The sequence below is a fragment of the Streptomyces sp. NPDC048275 genome (assembly GCF_040652275.1).
GTDB lineage: Bacteria > Actinomycetota > Actinomycetes > Streptomycetales > Streptomycetaceae > Streptomyces.
Window position 1 is genome coordinate 78,072 of sequence record NZ_JBEZLR010000017.1, and the last position, 16,514, is coordinate 94,585.

The 16,514-nt window shown below is 71.9% G+C and carries 17 protein-coding genes; 12 read left to right on the plus strand and 5 right to left on the minus strand.

Annotated elements, in window-relative coordinates:
- Nucleotides 1-68: 68 nt before the first annotated feature.
- Nucleotides 69-263 (minus strand): hypothetical protein, encoded by a 195-nt coding sequence (locus AB0D57_RS13475; RefSeq protein WP_362071155.1) that lies wholly within the window; start codon nt 261-263, stop codon nt 69-71.
- Nucleotides 264-550: 287 nt separating this feature from the next.
- On the opposite strand from AB0D57_RS13475, the gene AB0D57_RS13480 reads away from it, so the two are divergent.
- The 12 genes from AB0D57_RS13480 (at nt 551) to AB0D57_RS13535 (ending at nt 12,527) form a co-directional block, all read left to right on the plus strand.
- Entirely contained in the window at nt 551-874 is a 324-nt protein-coding gene (locus AB0D57_RS13480) for a hypothetical protein (protein ID WP_362071157.1), read from the plus strand.
- A gap of 271 nt (nt 875-1,145) precedes the next feature.
- Nucleotides 1,146-2,438, plus strand: a complete 1,293-nt coding sequence (locus tag AB0D57_RS13485) for an ABC transporter substrate-binding protein (protein ID WP_362071159.1) — start codon at nt 1,146-1,148, stop codon at nt 2,436-2,438.
- Between the two features lie 2 nt (nt 2,439-2,440).
- Nucleotides 2,441-3,337: a sugar ABC transporter permease gene (locus tag AB0D57_RS13490; protein ID WP_362071162.1), complete on the plus strand. Its 897-nt coding sequence runs from the start codon at nt 2,441-2,443 to the stop codon at nt 3,335-3,337.
- Complete coding sequence (locus AB0D57_RS13495; protein WP_362071164.1) at nt 3,337-4,260, plus strand: carbohydrate ABC transporter permease; 924 nt, start codon at nt 3,337-3,339, stop codon at nt 4,258-4,260. Before AB0D57_RS13490 ends, AB0D57_RS13495 begins: the two co-directional genes overlap by 1 nt.
- A complete protein-coding gene (locus AB0D57_RS13500) occupies nt 4,257-6,368 on the plus strand; it encodes an alpha-galactosidase (RefSeq protein ID WP_362071166.1) in 2,112 nt (703 codons plus the stop codon). The genes AB0D57_RS13495 and AB0D57_RS13500 overlap by 4 nt, the downstream gene beginning before the upstream one ends.
- Before the next feature lie 82 nt (nt 6,369-6,450).
- Nucleotides 6,451-7,209, plus strand: coding sequence for an SDR family oxidoreductase (locus AB0D57_RS13505; protein WP_362071168.1), 759 nt, complete (start codon nt 6,451-6,453; stop codon nt 7,207-7,209).
- 49 nt (nt 7,210-7,258) lie between these two features.
- Nucleotides 7,259-8,020 carry a FadR/GntR family transcriptional regulator gene (locus tag AB0D57_RS13510; protein ID WP_362071170.1) on the plus strand — a complete coding sequence of 254 codons (762 nt, stop codon included), beginning with the start codon at nt 7,259-7,261 and terminating at the stop codon, nt 8,018-8,020.
- Nucleotides 8,017-9,162 (plus strand): galactonate dehydratase, encoded by a 1,146-nt coding sequence (dgoD, locus tag AB0D57_RS13515; RefSeq protein WP_362071172.1) that lies wholly within the window; start codon nt 8,017-8,019, stop codon nt 9,160-9,162. The genes AB0D57_RS13510 and dgoD overlap by 4 nt, the downstream gene beginning before the upstream one ends.
- Complete coding sequence (locus AB0D57_RS13520; protein ID WP_362071174.1) at nt 9,156-9,953, plus strand: hypothetical protein; 798 nt, start codon at nt 9,156-9,158, stop codon at nt 9,951-9,953. Before dgoD ends, AB0D57_RS13520 begins: the two co-directional genes overlap by 7 nt.
- A gap of 48 nt (nt 9,954-10,001) precedes the next feature.
- The gene (locus AB0D57_RS13525; protein WP_362071176.1) at nt 10,002-10,637 is read left to right on the plus strand and encodes a bifunctional 4-hydroxy-2-oxoglutarate aldolase/2-dehydro-3-deoxy-phosphogluconate aldolase; all 636 of its coding nucleotides are present in this window, start codon (nt 10,002-10,004) and stop codon (nt 10,635-10,637) included.
- Complete coding sequence (locus AB0D57_RS13530; RefSeq protein ID WP_362071178.1) at nt 10,634-11,539, plus strand: SMP-30/gluconolactonase/LRE family protein; 906 nt, start codon at nt 10,634-10,636, stop codon at nt 11,537-11,539. Before AB0D57_RS13525 ends, AB0D57_RS13530 begins: the two co-directional genes overlap by 4 nt.
- 10 nt (nt 11,540-11,549) lie before the next feature.
- The gene (locus AB0D57_RS13535; RefSeq protein ID WP_362071180.1) at nt 11,550-12,527 is read left to right on the plus strand and encodes a sugar kinase; all 978 of its coding nucleotides are present in this window, start codon (nt 11,550-11,552) and stop codon (nt 12,525-12,527) included.
- A gap of 30 nt (nt 12,528-12,557) precedes the next feature.
- Here AB0D57_RS13535 and msrA read toward each other — a convergent pair whose 3' ends face one another.
- The 4 genes from msrA to AB0D57_RS13555 form a co-directional block, all read right to left on the minus strand.
- Nucleotides 12,558-13,070: a peptide-methionine (S)-S-oxide reductase MsrA gene (gene msrA / locus AB0D57_RS13540; protein WP_362071182.1), complete on the minus strand. Its 513-nt coding sequence runs from the start codon at nt 13,068-13,070 to the stop codon at nt 12,558-12,560.
- 214 nt (nt 13,071-13,284) lie between these two features.
- Complete coding sequence (locus AB0D57_RS13545) at nt 13,285-14,049, minus strand: SDR family oxidoreductase (RefSeq protein ID WP_362071184.1); 765 nt, start codon at nt 14,047-14,049, stop codon at nt 13,285-13,287.
- A gap of 491 nt (nt 14,050-14,540) precedes the next feature.
- On the minus strand, nt 14,541-14,717 hold the full coding sequence (locus AB0D57_RS13550; RefSeq protein WP_362071186.1) for a CsbD family protein: 177 nt from the start codon (nt 14,715-14,717) through the stop codon (nt 14,541-14,543).
- Nucleotides 14,718-14,855: 138 nt separating this feature from the next.
- Nucleotides 14,856-15,674, minus strand: coding sequence for a class I SAM-dependent methyltransferase (locus tag AB0D57_RS13555; protein ID WP_362071188.1), 819 nt, complete (start codon nt 15,672-15,674; stop codon nt 14,856-14,858).
- Nucleotides 15,675-16,514 lie beyond the last annotated feature (840 nt).

The following is a 16,514-nucleotide window of genomic DNA, read 5'->3' on the forward strand; positions in this document are numbered from 1 at the left end:
CCGAGGCGTTTCGCCGAAGGGCGAGGAGTGTCCGTGCCGGAGACCACCACGCTGAGCCGTGCGACCGTTCACGTTTTCGCCGTCATTGAGCACGCCAACCGCCGCATCCGCATCCTCGTCGCGACCGCCCACTCCACCGCGTACTGGGTCACCCGGGCCGCCAGAACACGGTCATGGACCTCCAGGACGCCGGCGCCACCGTCAGGTACCTGAATCGAGGTCGTCACCGCCCGTGTCTGCGTCACCCGCATGAACTCGATCATGGAACGCTGGGTGCGAACCTGTCGGCACGAGCGCGAACTAGTCGACCGCACCCTCAGCTCGAATCGCTCGGGGCCGGTCGGTTGAGCATCCACGACGTGATCGACCCGGCGGGCGATGCCTACATCACCGTGAGATCGCATTTTTAAGTTAATTAGCAATTAATATTGACAGGCTTGAGGGGTCCGGCCACAGTTTCCGCCGTGGCACCGACGCCCCGCACGACCGGAGCGGTGTGTCCAAACACCCCAACTCTCCGGAGACTTCAGTGGCTTCACATTGCGCAGGGATGGCGCGACTGCGGCGGATCGCGGTGGCGCTCGGTGCCGTGGTGCTGGTCGGGTCGGCAGTTCCGGCGGTACACGCCGCGGACGACCAGGGCGCGCCGCGGCACTACGACAGCGGCCTGGCCCGTACGCCGTACATGGGATGGAACACCTCCTACGGGCTCGGTGCCCCGACGGAGGGCCAGGTCAGAAAGATCGCCGACCGTCTCGTCCATCTCGTCGGCAGCGGGCTGCGCGACAGCGGCTACAACATCGCCTGGCTGGACGGCGGCGTGCTGGCCGCCTTCCGCGGAGTGGACGGCCGCGTCCACCGGGCTGGGCGCTGAGCTCAGCGCTTGCTCCGCCTCACCCTGCTCTACCTGGCTTCACCTCGCTTCACCCGGCTTCACCTGCGTCAACCCGTACCACCCCGCACCATCCGGCACCAACAGGTGTGCCTCCGGGCCTTGTTCGGCCCGATGGCACACCCTCCGAGAAATAAATTAGTAATTAATCTTGACGTTGCTCGGACCCCTGCGACAGGCTGTGCGTGCCGAACGCAGAGCCGGGCCGTCAGGGGGCCTCAGCTCCGTTCCGTGGGCACATAGGAGTGCACAGATGACCGCCTTCAACGCCACCCGCCGTAGATTCCTCGTAGGAACAGGCGCAGTCGGCGCCGGCGCACTGCTCAGCGGCTGCGTCACCTCGAGCCCGTCCGCCTCCGGAGGAAAGTCCGGCGGCCCAGTGACCCTGCAGTCCAACCTCTCCTCCCCGCAGGCCAAGACCGCGATGCAGGCGATCGTCGCCGCCTTCGAGAAGCGCGGCGACGCCGAGGCGCAGCTCAACACCGTCGCGTCGGAGACCTTCCGCACGCAGCTGCCGACCTACCTCACCTCGGCCAACCCGCCGGACGTCTACAGCTGGTACCCCGGCTCCGTCGCCGAGTCGTACGCCAAGAAGGACCTGCTCCTCGACCTCGACGACATATGGGAGAAGCCCGAGCTCTCCGGCTACTCCGACGCGCTGAAGAAGCTGTGCACCTCGGCCTCCAGCGGCAAGAAGGTCTTCGTGCCCACCAGCTACTACTGGTGGGGCATGTTCTACCGGAAGTCGAACTTCGCCAAGTGGGGCGTCAAGGAGCCCAAGACCTGGGACGAGTTCCTCGACCTGTGCGACAAGCTCAAGAGCAAGGGCGTCGCCCCGATCGGCCTCGGCGCCGGCGGGGACACCCCCTGGGTCGCCTCCGCCTGGTTCGACTACCTCAACATCCGCGTCAACGGCGCCGCGTACCACCGCGAACTCCTCGCGGGCAAGCACCGCTTCGACGACCCCGAGGTCCGCAAGGTCTTCGACAAGTGGGACGAGGCCCGCCCGTACTTCGACCCCAACGGCACGGCCATCCCCTTCCAGGACGCCACCACCTCCCTCCTCCAGGGCCGCACCGGCATGATGCTCATCGGCACCTTCTTCGCCGACGCCGCCCCCAAGGACGCCTTGGGCGACCTGGACTTCTTCCAGTTCCCCATCATCGACCCGAAGGTGCCGGTCGCCGAGGAGGCGCCCACCGACGGCTTCTTCGCCAGCGCCCGCACCAAGCGCGCCGACGGGGTCAAGGAACTGCTGCGCTACCTGGCCACCGCCGAGTCGCAGGAGCTCTACCTCAAGAGCGGCTCCGGTACCACGCTGCCCACGCACCCCGACGCGAAGGACGCGGGCACCCCGCTCGTCCTCAAGGGCCGCAAGCTCATCGAGAGCGCCGCCGATCTGACCCAGTTCTTCAACCGGGACTCCAGCGACGCCCTCCAGCCGACCGCCGACACCGCGCTGGTGCACTACCTGGCCAAGCCCAAGGAGATCGGCTCCATCCTCACCACGTGGCAGCGCAGCGCACAGAAGATCTGGAGCCAGTGACAATGGCGCTGATCGGCTCCACACGACGGTCCAGGGCCACCCGGGTGCCCCCGGTGGTCCTGGCCTTCGTCCTCCTCCCGCTGCTTGCCGAGGCGTTCTGGGTCTTCTGGCCGGCCCTCCAGGGCTTCTACCTCTCCCTGACCTCCTGGGACGGCCTGGGGTCCCCGGAGTTCGTCGGCCTCGACAACTACAGCGAGATGCTGCACGACGCGGTCTTCCGCACCGCCGCGATCGACACGGTGCTGTGGCTGCTGCTCTTCGGCGGGCTCTCCGCCGCCCTCGGGCTCGGTGCCGCGCTGCTGCTCCAACAGGAGCGGCGCGGCATCGCGTTCTACCGGGCGGCGCTCTTCCTGCCGGTGGTCTTCTCACTGGTCGCGACCGCGCTGGTGTGGCAGGCCATGTACCAGCCGGACGGCCTGATCAACAACGTGCTGGAGGGCATCGGCCTCGGCAGCTGGACGCACGCCTGGCTCGCCGACCAGGACACCGCCCTCTACGCGGTCATCGTGCCCGCGCTGTGGCGCCAGGTCGGCTATGTGATGGTGCTGTACCTGGCCGGCCTCAAGGGCATCGACCCCGTGCTGTACGAGGCGGCGAAGGTCGACGGCGCCACCCGCCTGCAGCAGTTCCGGCACATCACCCTGCCGCAGCTGCGCAGCGTCAACGCGGTCGTCCTGTCGGTGATCGTCATCGACTCGCTGCGCTCGTTCGACGTGGTGTGGGCGCTCACCCGCGGCGGCCCGTACCACTCCTCCGAACTGCTGAGCACCTACATGTACTCCACCGCGTTCCAGTCGCTGCGGCTGGGATACGGTTCCGCGCTCGCCGTCGTCATCTTCGTGCTGGCCTTCGGCGTCATCGCGAGCTACCTCGTGCGCGCCTTCCGGGAGGCCGACTGATGACCGCCACCGACGCGACCGCGCAGGTCAAGGACGCCGAGGGACCCGTGGGCCAGGCCGGCCCCAGCAAGGTCGCGGCGCCCCGCCGCCCCGTTCTGAGCGGCCGCGCCCTGCGCACCACCGGCTTCCACCTCACCGCGGGCCTGCTGTCCGTGCTGTGGCTGCTGCCGATCGTCCTCGTGCTGGTCACCAGCACCCGGACGTTCGACGACATCGCCGCGCACGGCGTCGGCAGCTGGCCGCACTCGTTCACCTTCGACAGCTTCCGCCAGGCGTGGGTGGACGGCGGCCAGCAGCGCGCCCTCATCAACAGTCTGCTGGTCACCATTCCCACGGTGCTGCTCTCGCTCGGCCTCGCCTCCATGGCGGCGTTCGCGCTCAGCCGCTACGACCTGCCCTTCCGGCGCGGCCTGCTGCTGCTCATGCTCGGCGGCAACCTGCTGCCCCCGCAGATCCTGCTGATCCCCGTCTCCAAGCTCAGTGAAGTGCTGGGCATCTACGACCAGTTGTACGCCCTGATCGGTGTACAGGTCGGCTTCGGCGTCGGCTTCTACGTGTTCGTCCTGCACGGCTTCATGCGGGCGATCCCCGGCGAGATCCAGCAGGCCGCCGTCATCGACGGCGCGAACCCGTGGCAGATCTACTGGCGGATCATCCTGCCGCTGGCCCGCCCGGCGCTGGCCGCGCTGACCGCGCTGTCGTTCACCTGGATCTTCAACGACCTGCTGTGGGCCATCACGGTGCTGCGCACCGACACCCAGATGCCCATCACCGCCTCCCTCCTCGGGCTGCAGGGCCAGTACGTGTCCATGTGGAACGTGATCGCGGCCGGCTCGGTGATCGCCGCCGCCCCGACGGTGGCCGTCTTCCTCCGCTTCCAGCGCTACTTCGTGGCCGGACTCAACCTCGGAGCCGTCAAGTGACCCCGCACGACCGGTGGCTGCTGCGCACCGACACCACCACCTACGCCGTCACCCTCGGCGGCGACGGCCGCTGGGCCGAACTCGCCGCCTGGGGGCCGCACGGCGTGGAGGACGGGCCGTCGCCCATGGACTGGTCGCGGCGCACCCACTTCATCGTCCCCGCCGACGCCGCCCCGGCCGAGTACATCCCGTACGGGCTGCGGCCGTTCACCGGCGCCGACCTGATCGCCTCCCGCCCCGGCGGCGACCGCGGCAGCTGGTGGCACTTCACCGGCGCCACGCAGGACGGCGACCGGGCGCTGCGCCTGGAGTTCGCCGACGACCTCCTCGGCCTGCGCACCACTCTCCACTACGAGACGGTGCCCGGTACCGACGTCGTCCTGCGCTGGACGGAGCTCACCTGCACCGGCGAGACCGAGGTACGCCTGGAGCGCTTCGACTCCGCCGCCGTCAACGTGCCCGTGCAGGGCGGTGCGCGGCTGACGTACCTGGCGGGCCAGTGGTCCCAGGAGTTCCAGCTCAAGGACGTGGAACTGGAGCGCGGCCGCTTCGAGATGGAGAGCACCCAGGGCTCGGCCGGGCACGCGTACCACCCCTGGCTCGCGGTCCAGGACGCCGCCGCCCCCGCCGAGGGCGCCTCCCCCACCTACGGCATCGCCCTGGAGTGGTCCGGCAACTGGCGGATCACCGCCGACGCCGAGCCCGGCGGGGCCGTACGGGTGCGCGCCGGCCGTGTGCCCCACGAGGGCGCCGTCCGCCTCGCCCCCGGCGCCACCCTCGTCACGCCCCGGCTGGCCTGCGCCTTCAGCCCCGACGGGCTCGACGGGCTGGCCCGCGTGTGGCACCGCTACGAGCGGCACCTCACCGGCGAGCGCATCGACCGGCCGCGCAAGGTCCTCTACAACTCGTGGGAGGCGACCGGCTTCGACGTCGACGCCGCCGGGCAGCTGGAGCTCGCCAAGACGGCCGCGGAACTGGGCGCCGAACTCTTCGTCGTCGACGACGGCTGGTTCACCGGCCGCCCCGACGACACCGGCGGCCTCGGCGACTGGGACCCGGACCCGGCCGAGTTCCCCGGCGGGTTCGACCGGTTCGTCGAGGACGTCCGCGCCCTCGGCATGGACTTCGGCCTCTGGGTGGAGCCCGAGGGCATCAGCCCCCGTTCCAGGCTCTACGCCGAGCACCCCGAGTGGGTGTACCGGATCGAGGGCCGGCCCGCGACGCTCGTACGCAACCAGCTCCTGCTCGACCTCGGCCGCGAGGACGTCCAGGACTTCGTCATCGGCACCCTCGACCGGCTGCTCGGCTCCCACGCCATCAGCTACCTCAAGTGGGACATGAACCGGCCGCCCACCGAGCGCGGCCGCCCCGGCCACCCGGCCGGTGCCGACCCCGAGCTCCAGGACCTCGACGCCGCCCATGTCGCCGGCTACCTGCGCGTCCTGGAGCACCTGCGCACCGCCCACCCGCACGTCACCGTCGAGGGCTGCGCCGGCGGCGGCGCCCGCGTCGAGCACGCCACCCTCGCCCGCACCGACGTGGTGTGGCCCAGCGACAACACCGCGCCCATGGACCGGCTGCGCATCCAGTACGGCTATCTCCACGCGCACGCCCCGCACACCATGAGCTCCTGGGTCACCGACGCCCCCGGCGTCTTCGACGCGCGCCAGCGCTCCCTCGCCTTCCGGTTCGTCAACTCCATCGCCGGAGTCCTGGGCATCGGCGCCGACATACGCCACTGGACGCCACAGCAGCGCGCCGAGGCCACCGAGTGGATCGCCCGCTACAAGGAGATCCGCGACATCGTCCACCACGGCGAGGTGAGCCTGCTCGGCAGCCCCGCCGACCCGACCTGCGGCATCCAGTACGAGGAACCGGGCGGCGCCCGCCTGGTGGTGACGGCCTGGAACACCGGCCCGCTCGACGGAGCGCCCCTGGTGCCCGGCCGGGCCGCCCGGCTCCGGCTGCGCGGCCTGAGGCCGGACGCCGTCTACGCCGACACCGTGACCGGCACCCGCTACAGCGGCGCGTACCTGCTCCACTCGGGGCTGCCGTTCGCCTGGACGGCAGGACACGACGCGGAGCTGACCGTTTTGGCCCGGCAGTGACGACAGCGGAAGAATCTGCACCCCACCTGACTCTCGAACATCTGCACCCCGCCGCCCTCTCGAACAGGAGACGATCCACCCCATGAACCCAGCCGCCCGCTTCACCAACCGCGTCGCCGTCGTCACCGGCGCCGCGTCGGGCATCGGCGCGGCCTCCGCGGCCCGCCTCGCCGCGGAGGGTGCGGCCGTCGTCCTGGTCGACATCGCCGCCGAACGCGGCGAGGAGACCGCCGAGCGGCTGCGCAAGGACGGGGCCCGGGCCCTCTTCGTCGCCGCCGATGTCGCGAGCGAGGACGACTGGCAGCGGGTGATCACCGCCGCCCACAGCTTCGGGCCCGTGGGCGTCCTGGTCAGCAATGCGTACACGGTGGCGGTCGCACCGGCCCACGAGACCAGCCTCGCCTCCTGGGAACGGCAGCTCTCGGTCAACCTCACCGGCGCCTTCCTCGGCGTCAGGGCGACACTGCCCGACCTGCGCGAGCACCAGGGGGCCGTGGTGCTCGTCTCCTCCGTCCACGCCCACCGGGGCATCCCCGGCCACCCCGCGTACGCCGCGAGTAAGGGAGCGCTGCTGTCGCTGTGCGGCCAGCTCGCCGTCGAGTACGGCCCCGAGGTCCGCGTCAACGCCGTGCTGCCGGGACCGATTCTCACGGCCGCCTGGGACCGGGTCCCGCCGGCCGACCGCGAGCTCAGCGTCGCCGAGACCGCGGCCCGCCGCTTCGGCACCCCCGAGGAGGCCGCCGCCGCCGTCGCCTTCCTCGCCGCCGACGAAGCCTCCTACATCACCGGATCGAGCCTGCTCGTGGACGGCGGCTGGAGCGTCACCAAGGCCTCCGCCTGATAGAACCGACCGCTCCAGCCACCGACCGAACAGCAAGAAAGGCAAACATATGCCGCCATACGCGCGCCGCGGAGTGCACGGCCAGACCGTGGAGACCCTCGCCCGCCGGGTGCTCAGCGGCGAGATCCCCGAGGGAGCGACGCTCGACATGGCTGCCCTGCAGAGTGAACTGGACGTCAGCCTGACGGCCCTGCGCGAATCGCTCAAGGTGCTCGCGGCCAAGGGCATGGTCGACGCCCGGCAGAAGCGCGGCACCTTCGTCCGGCCCCGCTCCGACTGGAACCTGCTCGACGCCGACGTGCTGCGCTGGCAGTTCTCCGAGAGCAACGGCACCAGCGCCGACCCCGCGCTGCTCCACAACCTCGGCGAGGTCCGCGGCATCATCGAACCCGCCGCCGTGCGGCTGGCCGCGGCCCGCCGCACCGACGCCGACATCGAGGCATTGGAGGCGGCACTGACCGCAATGGGCCAGGAGGGCAGCGCGAGCGACGCCGTCGAGGCTGACCTCGCCTTCCACCGGGCGCTTCTCGCGGCCACCCACAACGAACTGCTGGAACGTCTGGAGATGGTCATCGAGTCGGGCCTGGCCCACCGCGACCAGCTCGTGCACAGCGCCCCCCACAGCGAGGACCCGGTGCCCAGCCATCGAGCCGTCCTCGACGCCGTGTGCGACCAGGACTCGGACGCCGCGGAACACGCCATGCGCGCCCTGCTCGACCAGGCGACGCGCGACGTCGACAAGCTCAGCAGCCCGTCCGCGCCCGAGGGCGCGGACGGCTCCGCCGAGGAGAAGGACGGCCAGTCACAGTGAAGATCGCGCGCGTCGAGACCTTCCTCGTCCCGCCCCGTTGGCTGTTCTGCCGCATCGAGACCGACGACGGCGTCGTCGGCTGGGGCGAGCCGGTGGTGGAGGGCCGGGCCGAGGTGGTCCGGTCAGCCGTCGAGGTGCTGGCGGAGTACCTGGTGGGCCAGGACCCGCTGCGCATCCAGGACCACTGGCAGGTGTTGAGCAAGGGCGGCTTCTACCGGGGCGGCCCGGTCCTCTCCAGCGCCGTCGCCGGCATCGACCAGGCCCTGTGGGACATCGCGGGCCGCTCCCTCGGGGTGCCGGTGCACACCCTGCTCGGCGGCCCGGTCCGCGACACCGTCCGGGTGTACGCCTGGGTCGGCGGCGACGAACCCGACCGGCTCAAGGAGGAGGTCACCGCCCAGGTGGAGGCCGGCTTCACCGCCGTCAAGATGAACGCCGCCGGGCGCACTCCGCCGATCGGCAGCCCCGCAGAGACGGCCGCCGTCATCGAGCGCGTGGCGGCCGCCCGCGAGGCCCTGGGCCCGCACCGCGACGTCGCCGTCGACTTCCACGGCCGCTTCAGCGCCGCCAACGCGCGGCGTGTGCTCCACGAAATAGCCCCGCTGCACCCGCTCTTCGTCGAGGAACCCGTCCTGCCCGAGCAGGCACACCTGCTGCCCGGGCTGGTCGCCGCCTCGTCCGTGCCGCTGGCCACCGGCGAACGGCTCTACGGGCGCGCCGACTTCCTCCCGGTGCTGACCGCGGGCGTCGCCGTGGCCCAGCCGGACCTGTCGCACGCCGGCGGGATATCGGAGGTCACCCGGATCGCCTCGCTCGCCGAGACCTTCGGGGCCCACCTGGCGCCGCACTGCCCGCTCGGTCCCATCGCGCTGGCCGCCAGCCTCCAGGTCGCCTTCGCCACGCCCAACTTCCTGATCCAGGAGCAGAGCCGGGGCATCCACTACAACAGGGACGCCGACCTGCTGTCCTACCTGGTCGACACCGAGCCCTTCCACTTCGTCGACGGCCAGGCGCACCGCACCCAACTGCCCGGACTCGGCATCGCCGTCGACGAGGACGCGGTCCGTGCCGCCGACCGGTCCGGCCACGCCTGGCGCAACCCCGTCTGGCGGCACGCCGACGGCTCCTTCGCCGAATGGTGAGCGTCACGCGGCTGCCCGTCCGCGTCGCCACCGACCCTGACCACGGCGGACGCTGGACGTCGCTGACCGCGGGCGGCCGCGAGTGGCTGTGGCACCGCGACGAGCCCCGCCGCCGCATGGTCCGGCCCGGAGACCCCTTCGCCGACGCCGGTGGGCTGGAGGAGTGCGTGCCCACCGTGCGCGGGCTGCCCGACCACGGGGACACCTGGTCGCGGCCCTGGCGCAGGGCGGGGGAGGAGGACGTCGCCCAGTGCCCCGACTTCCGCCTGACCCGGCGCATCGGCGAGCGAGGGGACGCGGTCGTCGCCGACTACACGCTCGCCGCCGAGCCCGGCTACCGCTTCGTGTGGGCCGCCCATGCCCTGCTGGACCTCTCCCCGGCCGCCCGGATCGGCATCGTCGGACCGGCGGTGACCCGGCTCTACCCGGACGAGGGCGACCGCTGGGTCGCCGGCCCCTGGCCCAGCGTCGACGGCATACCGCTGGACCGGCTCGGGCCGGACGACGGGAGCGCCGTCGGAGCGGTCGTCCTCACCTCCAGGGTGTCCGTGCACGACGGCCCCGACACGCTGCACCTGTCCGTCGAGGCCGACGGACAGCCGGTCGCGGTCGCCCTCTGGCGCAACCTCGGTGGCTTCCCCCAAGGCGCGCCGTACCGCTCGATCGGCGTCGAGCCGATGCTCGGTCGCGTCTTCGACCGCGCCGCGGCGGACGACGGCGACACCGCTGTCGTGCCGCCGTCCGGCGAGGTCGCCTGGCGGCTCACCGTCACCGCGACCCGCCGCCCCTGAACCCCATCGCCAGAAGGCTTGAACCCCCATCACCAGAAGGGATGTCGGATGAACCTGCTCGCCGAGCTGCGCGCCCACCGGCTGCTCGCCATCGTCCGCGGCAGCGACCCGGACGCCGCGCTGACCACCGTGCTCACCCTCGCCGAGGAGGGCGTCCCCCTCATCGAGGTCTCCCTCTCCGGGCGCGACGCGCTCGACGTCATCGCGCGGGCCCGCGCCGCGCTCGGCCCCGACGCGATGCTCGGCGCCGGAACCGTGCTCAGCCCCGACGACGCCCGGGCCGCCCAGAAGGCCGGGGCCGCCTTCCTCGTCTCCCCGGCGGTCAGCGACGGCATCGCCACCGGGCGAGAACTCGGACTCCCCGTACTCGCCGGAGTGATGACGCCCACCGACATCCTCCAGGCGGTGCGGCTCGGCGCGGACGCCCTCAAGATCTTCCCGGCGGGCAGCGCCGGGGGCCCCGGCTATCTGCGGGACCTGCGCGGCCCCTTCCCGGACCTGCCCTTCGTACCCGTCGGGGGAGTGGACGCGGCGGCCGCTGCCGACTACCTGCGCGAGGGAGCCACGGCCGTCGGCGTCGGCTCGCCCCTGATCGGCGACGCCGCCGAGGGCGGCGACCTCACCGCCCTGCGCGAGCGCGCCCGCGCGTTCCTGGACGTCGTCCGCACGCAGGCCCGCCCATGACCGCCCCCGCGGTGCTCGGGACCGACCGCCTCGAACTGGGCGAGGGCATCCGCTGGACGGACGGCCGCGCCGTGCTGACCGACATCCTCACCGGCCGGCTGCTCGCCCTGCCCGACGGGCCCGACGCGCCGCTCGCCCCGATCACCCGACTGCCCTGCCCACTGGGCGCCGTGGCACCGGTGGAGGGGCGCCCCGGCCACTGGATCGCGGCTGCGGGCACCGGCATCTGCCGCATCGACCCCGAGGGCCGCGTCGACTGGATCGCGCGCCCCGAGGACGGCGCACCCGTGCCGATGCGGATGAACGACGGCGTCGCCGACCCGCACGGCCGCTTCTGGGCGGGCAGCATGGCGTACGAGGCCACCGAGGACGCGGGCTCTCTCTACCGCCTGGACCGCGAGGGCCGCGTCACCCGCGTCCTGCGGGACGTCACGATCCCCAACGGCCCGGCCTTCAGCGCCGACGGCACCGTCATGTACCTCGCCGACAGCGCCCGGGGCGTCATTCGCCGCTACCCGGTCGACCCCGTGAGCGGCGACCCGGGCACCCCGGAACCCTTCGTCACCCTCGGCTCCGGCAGCCCCGACGGCATGACCACCGACGTCGAGGGCTGCCTGTGGACCGCTGTCTGGGGCACCGGGCAGGTCCACCGCTACCGCCCCGACGGCAGCCTCGACCGGATCGTCGACCTGCCCGCCGGGCAGCCCGCGGGACTCTGCCTCGGTGGTTCCGACGGCCGTACGCTCCTCGTCACCAGCGCGCAGATCGGCCTGGCCGCCCCGGGACCCCTCGACGGCGCCGTCTTCGCGGTCCGGGTGGACGTCCCCGGCATGCCGGCCGCCCCGTACCGCCCGGCGGTCCCCTCCGTTCCGGCCCCGGCGGACCGCGCCGACACACTTTAGGAAGCCCGCCATGAGCATCCACCGGCCACTGCGCCCCGGCCCCGTGGTCTGCGTCGGCGAGACCATGGCCGCCCTCGCCCCCGACCCCCTCGGGCCGTTGGACGGCGCCGACCTGCTGCGCGTGGACATCGCGGGCGCCGAGTCGAACGTCGCCCTCTACCTCGCCGACCACGGCATCCCCGCCCGCTGGGTCTCCGCGGTCGGTGACGACCCCTTCGGCCGCCGCGTCCGCGCCCGGATCGCCGCGGGCGGCGTCGACGTCAGCGGTGTCCGCACCGACCCGGAGCGGCCCACCGGACTGCTGCTCAAGGACCCGGGCGCGCGCGGCACCCGCGTCCACTACCACCGCGCCGGATCCGCAGCCTCGGCCCTCACCCCCGACGTGCTCGACGACCCGGCGGTGGCGGGCGCCGCGCTCGTCCACCTCAGTGGCATCACCCCCGCTCTGTCGCCGGGCTGCCGCGCCCTCGTCGAACAAGCGCTGCGCCCCGACCGCCCGTGGCCCGTCAGCTTCGACGTCAACCACCGCCCCGCCCTGTGGGCCGGCCGCTCCGCCGCCGACGTGCTGCGGCCGCTCGCGGACCGGGCCGACATCGTCCTCGTCGGCCTCGACGAGGCCCAGGCCTTGTGGGGGGACGGGATCACCGACGCCGAACGGGTCCGCGACCTCCTGTCCGGCCCGCGCGTCCTCGTCGTGAAGGACGGAGACCGCGCCGCCACCGCCTTCGTCGGGGCCGCCGCCCACAGCGTGCCCGCCCTGACCGTGCGCGTCGCCGAACCGGTCGGCGCCGGCGACGCCTTCGCCGCCGGATTCCTCAGCGGCCTGCTGCGGCAGCTGCCCATGGACCGCGCCCTGCGGCTGGGCCATCTGACCGCGGCCTCGGCCCTGAGGGTCGCTGCCGACCACGGCCCGCTGCCGGACCCCGCCCTCGTCGCGGCGCTCCTGGACGCCGACGAGGAGACCTGGCGGGCCGCGGTGATCGACTGATACCTCCGGACGGGACCGCCCGGGGTGCGGTCAGCCCTCCGTGCGGGCGGGCAGCCGCCATCCCGGGCGCGGGAAGTGGCAGGTGTAGCCGTCGGGGTAACGCTCCAGGTAGTCCTGGTGCTCGGGCTCGGCCTCCCAGAAGGGGCCGACCGGCTCGACCTCGGTGACGACCTTGCCCGGCCACAGTCCGGAGGCGTCCACATCCGCGATGGTGTCCTCGGCGATCCGCTTCTGCTCGTCATCCACGTAGTAGATCGCCGAGCGGTAGCTGAGACCGATGTCGTTGCCCTGGCGGTTCTTGGTGCTCGGGTCGTGGATCTGGAAGAAGAACTCCAAGATCGCGCGGAAGTCGGTCTTCTCGGGGTCGAAAAGGATCTCAATGGCCTCCGCGTGAGTCCCGTGGTTACGGTACGTCGCGTTCGGCACGTCACCCCCGGTGTATCCGACCCGGGTCGCCGTCACGCCCGGCAGCCGGCGGATCAAGTCCTCCATCCCCCAGAAGCATCCGCCCGCCAGCACGGCCCTCTGTGTCTGCGCTGCCATTCCGGCCCCTCCAATATCCGTCGACTCGGTCGCTCGCGCTGCTCGGCTCGCACACCGTCGGCATCCCATGCCTTCTGGCTGCATCAACGCGTGAGGGTGCCAAAAAATTCTGTAGCCGCCCGACCCGCCCGACCGGCCCCGCGGCCGCGCGCTGTTCTGCTCTCATGGCGACCTGCCGACCGCTGCGGTCGGGGTCGGTTCGATGGTGCGGGTTTCAGGCGATACCGCCATTGGCGTAGAGCACCTGGCCGTTGATCCAGCGGCCCGGCCCGGCCAGGAACGCGACGGCTTCGGCGATGTCGGCCGGGGTGCCGAGGCGTTCCATCGGGGACTGGGCCGCGATGCGGTCGATGATCTCCTGCGGTTTGCCGTCCAGAAACAGCGGCGTGGCAGTCGGGCCGGGCGCAACGGCGTTCACGGTCACATCGCGGCCGTGCAGCTCGCGGGCCAGGATCAACGTCATCGCCTCGACGGCGCCTTTGGTGGCGGCGTAGGCGCCGTAGGTGGGCTGCTGCAGCCGGGTCACGGACGTGGAGAAGTTGACCAGCGCGCCGCCGGGGCGCAGGGTGCGGGCGGCCAGTTGGGAGACGACGAACGTCCCGCGCACGTTGGTGCGGTGCATGCGGTCGAAGTCGGCAAGATCGAGCTCTGCGATCGGTGCCAGCAGCATGACGCCGGCCGTGTTCACGACCACGTCGACACCGCCGTACAGCTGTGCGGTCTTCGCGAAGAGCGCTGTCATCTGGGGTTCGTCGGCGACGTCGCCGACGATCGCGGTCGCGACCCCGCCGGCACCCGCGATGGCGGCCACGACCTCCTTGGCGCGGGACTGGTCGTGGCCGTAATGCACGACCACGGCGAGGCCGTCGGCGGCCAGGCGTTCGGCGATGGCGCGGCCGATGCCTCCGGAGGCGCCGGTGACAATGGCGACGCGTGGTGCGGTTTCGGTGGTGCCTTCCATGGGGGTGTCTCCCGTCATTTATGGACCGTCCGTCCATAGAGCTCTGGGGCGCCTGCTACCACCGCCTGGGCTTCGGCTGGACCGCGTCGAGGCGCTCGCGCGTCGGCTGCACGCCGCGGTCGGCGGCTGCGCGGCACACTGTCCCGGTCGCCCGGTCGCCCGGTCGCCCGCTCCGCTCACCGCGGGCCGACTCGGTGCGGACCTGGCGCATGCGCTGGGCGCGTCCTGGACTTTCCCCGGCGAGGCACACAAGCGGACGGCAGGTCGGCACGCTGTTCGGCGCCGACTGCCTGCCGCGAGCCCACCGTCGTGCGCAGACCCGACGTCGCAGGCGCCGGCGGACCGGACGCGATCCGGCGGACGGCGGTGGTCGCGGCGCTGGAACCGCTCCGCGATCGGCGGTGGTCGCGGCGCTGGAACCGCTCCGCGATCGGCGTTTCTCGCCCCAGCCGCCCCTGGCCTGCGACCGCCACCCAGAAGCAGTGACGACTCACCCGACGGCTCCAGGGTCAGTGCCTTCTCATCTTCCGTACCTGCTCGGCGGCCTTCTCCGCCAGCTCGTGCGCCTGGCCGCTCAGCATTTCGCCCCGGCCTTCCCGCTTCATGGACTTGTCTCCCGTGGCCTTGCCGAGGGCTTCCTTGAGCTTGCCCTTCAGCTGTGTCGCCTTGGCCGTGCCCTTGCTCATCAGGATCGCTGTCCTCTCGGATCCGGCGGGGTGCGGCCCGGTGGGCCTGCATCTGTGTTCACCCTGCGCCCGCCCGCGGGACACCGCAAACCGTGATCGTCATGCCGGCCCGCGCCCGGCTCGGACCGCCCCGTTCGGTCATCGTTGCAGGCGCTCGCCGGTCCCGACTTCCTGGGTGCCTGAGGCGTCTCCGCGCCTGACGCGGATCTTGGACTGCTTGTGGGGCAACTGCTCCCAGTCCTCCATGAGGCGGGCCGAGAGCGAGCGGGAGGCAGCGAGCTCGGTCAGTGTTTCGACCCGGTAGTAGAAGTCCTCGCGCAGAACGTGGTGTTCCTTCCCCGTCGTGCGGTTGAAGGTGAAGTCGAAGAACGCGTCAGGGGCCATGACCCGCGCGATGTGGCGCAGGCACTCGTCGATGACCTCGATCGGCGAGTGGGAGAACACGCTGTGCGCGTGCACCACCGTGAAATACCCGGAGGGCAGGGCGGAGAGGCGCAGATCGCGGACGAGGGTGAGGTGGGGGAGTTTCGCCTGGAGCCCGCGTGCGGCGAGAGTGTCGCCCGCCGCGAGGAGGATCTCGGGGGAGATGTCGATGCCGTGGTAGTGCCCGACGTCCAGATGCTCGATAAAGCGCCACCCTGCGCGAAGACCGCCGCAACCGATCTCCAGCATGCGGTCCTCGGGGGCGAGCCCGTGCCGCAGCAGATAGTCGAACTGCATCTCGCCGAGCGCGAGCCACCGGTCCTCGGTCGCGCTCCCCACCGCGGCCGATGGGCTCTTGGCGGTGTCCGCCTTCATCACCGCGCGGTAGTAGGCCACATGGTCGCGGGCCGTGAGCCGCAGCCTCCAGTCGCGGCCGAGCCGGCGCAGATACGGCACGACACGGTCGGGGTGCCGGTAGGCATAGCGGAGTCTGTGGCCGAGGCGGGCGCGATCGGTGGTACGGGATGCGGTCATCGTGGGGCCTCCTTCTTCGCGTGGGTCGCACGGGGTCCGAGGTGGGCGACGCAGCGGTCCCAGCCGAGGGCGTGCGGTAGAGGGACAGGCCGCCAGGTACGGGCATACGGGGGCGGGACGCCGTCGGCGGTCCCGATGACGGCCACCGGGGTGCGCGGCGGTGGCGATGCCGTCCGCGGTGATGTCTGTGTCGTGGCTGCCTGGCCGGCGGGAGGAACGGCCCGCGCGACAGATGATCTCCGGGGCGATGCCGATGGAGAGTTCGCCATCGACGTGCGCCGCCATGTGCACGCCGATCTCGACCCCGACGCGATGGCCACCTCGACGATGCCCTCGACCGTCATGAGATCAATCTTGCGCCCCCGGTGGCCGGCCGCAATGTCCGCGCGGGCAGAGCGTCAGGCGAGTGCGGTACCGCCGTGGACGAATGCGGTGACCCGGCCGCCGGAGCTCTCGTGGCGAAGCCGAACAGGACCGTCAAGCCGACCACGGCCGCCATGAACGCCGTAAGCGGGAGGCTCTCTTTCCTGAACCCGCCGAGGCGACGTGCCGCGGAGCTGATTCGACGCCTCGCCTGCTGGAGCGAACGTCCATTCGGGTGACGTGCTCGCTTCCCCCAGTGGTGGGGAGAAGCCCGGGAGTACCGGCCTGGCGGGCGTTTCTGGCCTATCGTCGTGATCGCCTTCGAGTGGCAACCCGCCGATGGCCGATCCAGACTGAAGCGGATGGTTCGTGATCAGGCAATAGCGCAAGGTCACACAGCCTTCGGAACGGGTGGTTCGGCCATTGCCCAGCGAGGACGCCGGACCGGCCGTCGCCGGCCAATGGTGTCGGCCTTTC

What these genes read in the sequence shown, in the direction of transcription:
- AB0D57_RS13475 (WP_362071155.1), bottom strand. Translation starts at nt 263, where the DNA reads ATGATCGAGTTCATGCGGGTGACGCAGACACGGGCGGTGACGACCTCG.
- AB0D57_RS13480 (WP_362071157.1), top strand. Translation starts at nt 551, where the DNA reads ATGGCGCGACTGCGGCGGATCGCGGTGGCGCTCGGTGCCGTGGTGCTG.
- AB0D57_RS13485 (WP_362071159.1), top strand. Translation starts at nt 1,146, where the DNA reads ATGACCGCCTTCAACGCCACCCGCCGTAGATTCCTCGTAGGAACAGGC.
- AB0D57_RS13490 (WP_362071162.1), top strand. Translation starts at nt 2,441, where the DNA reads ATGGCGCTGATCGGCTCCACACGACGGTCCAGGGCCACCCGGGTGCCC.
- AB0D57_RS13495 (WP_362071164.1), top strand. Translation starts at nt 3,337, where the DNA reads ATGACCGCCACCGACGCGACCGCGCAGGTCAAGGACGCCGAGGGACCC.
- AB0D57_RS13505 (WP_362071168.1), top strand. Translation starts at nt 6,451, where the DNA reads ATGAACCCAGCCGCCCGCTTCACCAACCGCGTCGCCGTCGTCACCGGC.
- AB0D57_RS13510 (WP_362071170.1), top strand. Translation starts at nt 7,259, where the DNA reads ATGCCGCCATACGCGCGCCGCGGAGTGCACGGCCAGACCGTGGAGACC.
- AB0D57_RS13520 (WP_362071174.1), top strand. Translation starts at nt 9,156, where the DNA reads ATGGTGAGCGTCACGCGGCTGCCCGTCCGCGTCGCCACCGACCCTGAC.
- AB0D57_RS13525 (WP_362071176.1), top strand. Translation starts at nt 10,002, where the DNA reads ATGAACCTGCTCGCCGAGCTGCGCGCCCACCGGCTGCTCGCCATCGTC.
- AB0D57_RS13530 (WP_362071178.1), top strand. Translation starts at nt 10,634, where the DNA reads ATGACCGCCCCCGCGGTGCTCGGGACCGACCGCCTCGAACTGGGCGAG.
- AB0D57_RS13535 (WP_362071180.1), top strand. Translation starts at nt 11,550, where the DNA reads ATGAGCATCCACCGGCCACTGCGCCCCGGCCCCGTGGTCTGCGTCGGC.
- msrA (WP_362071182.1), bottom strand. Translation starts at nt 13,070, where the DNA reads ATGGCAGCGCAGACACAGAGGGCCGTGCTGGCGGGCGGATGCTTCTGG.
- AB0D57_RS13545 (WP_362071184.1), bottom strand. Translation starts at nt 14,049, where the DNA reads ATGACGGGAGACACCCCCATGGAAGGCACCACCGAAACCGCACCACGC.
- AB0D57_RS13550 (WP_362071186.1), bottom strand. Translation starts at nt 14,717, where the DNA reads ATGAGCAAGGGCACGGCCAAGGCGACACAGCTGAAGGGCAAGCTCAAG.
- AB0D57_RS13555 (WP_362071188.1), bottom strand. Translation starts at nt 15,674, where the DNA reads ATGACCGCATCCCGTACCACCGATCGCGCCCGCCTCGGCCACAGACTC.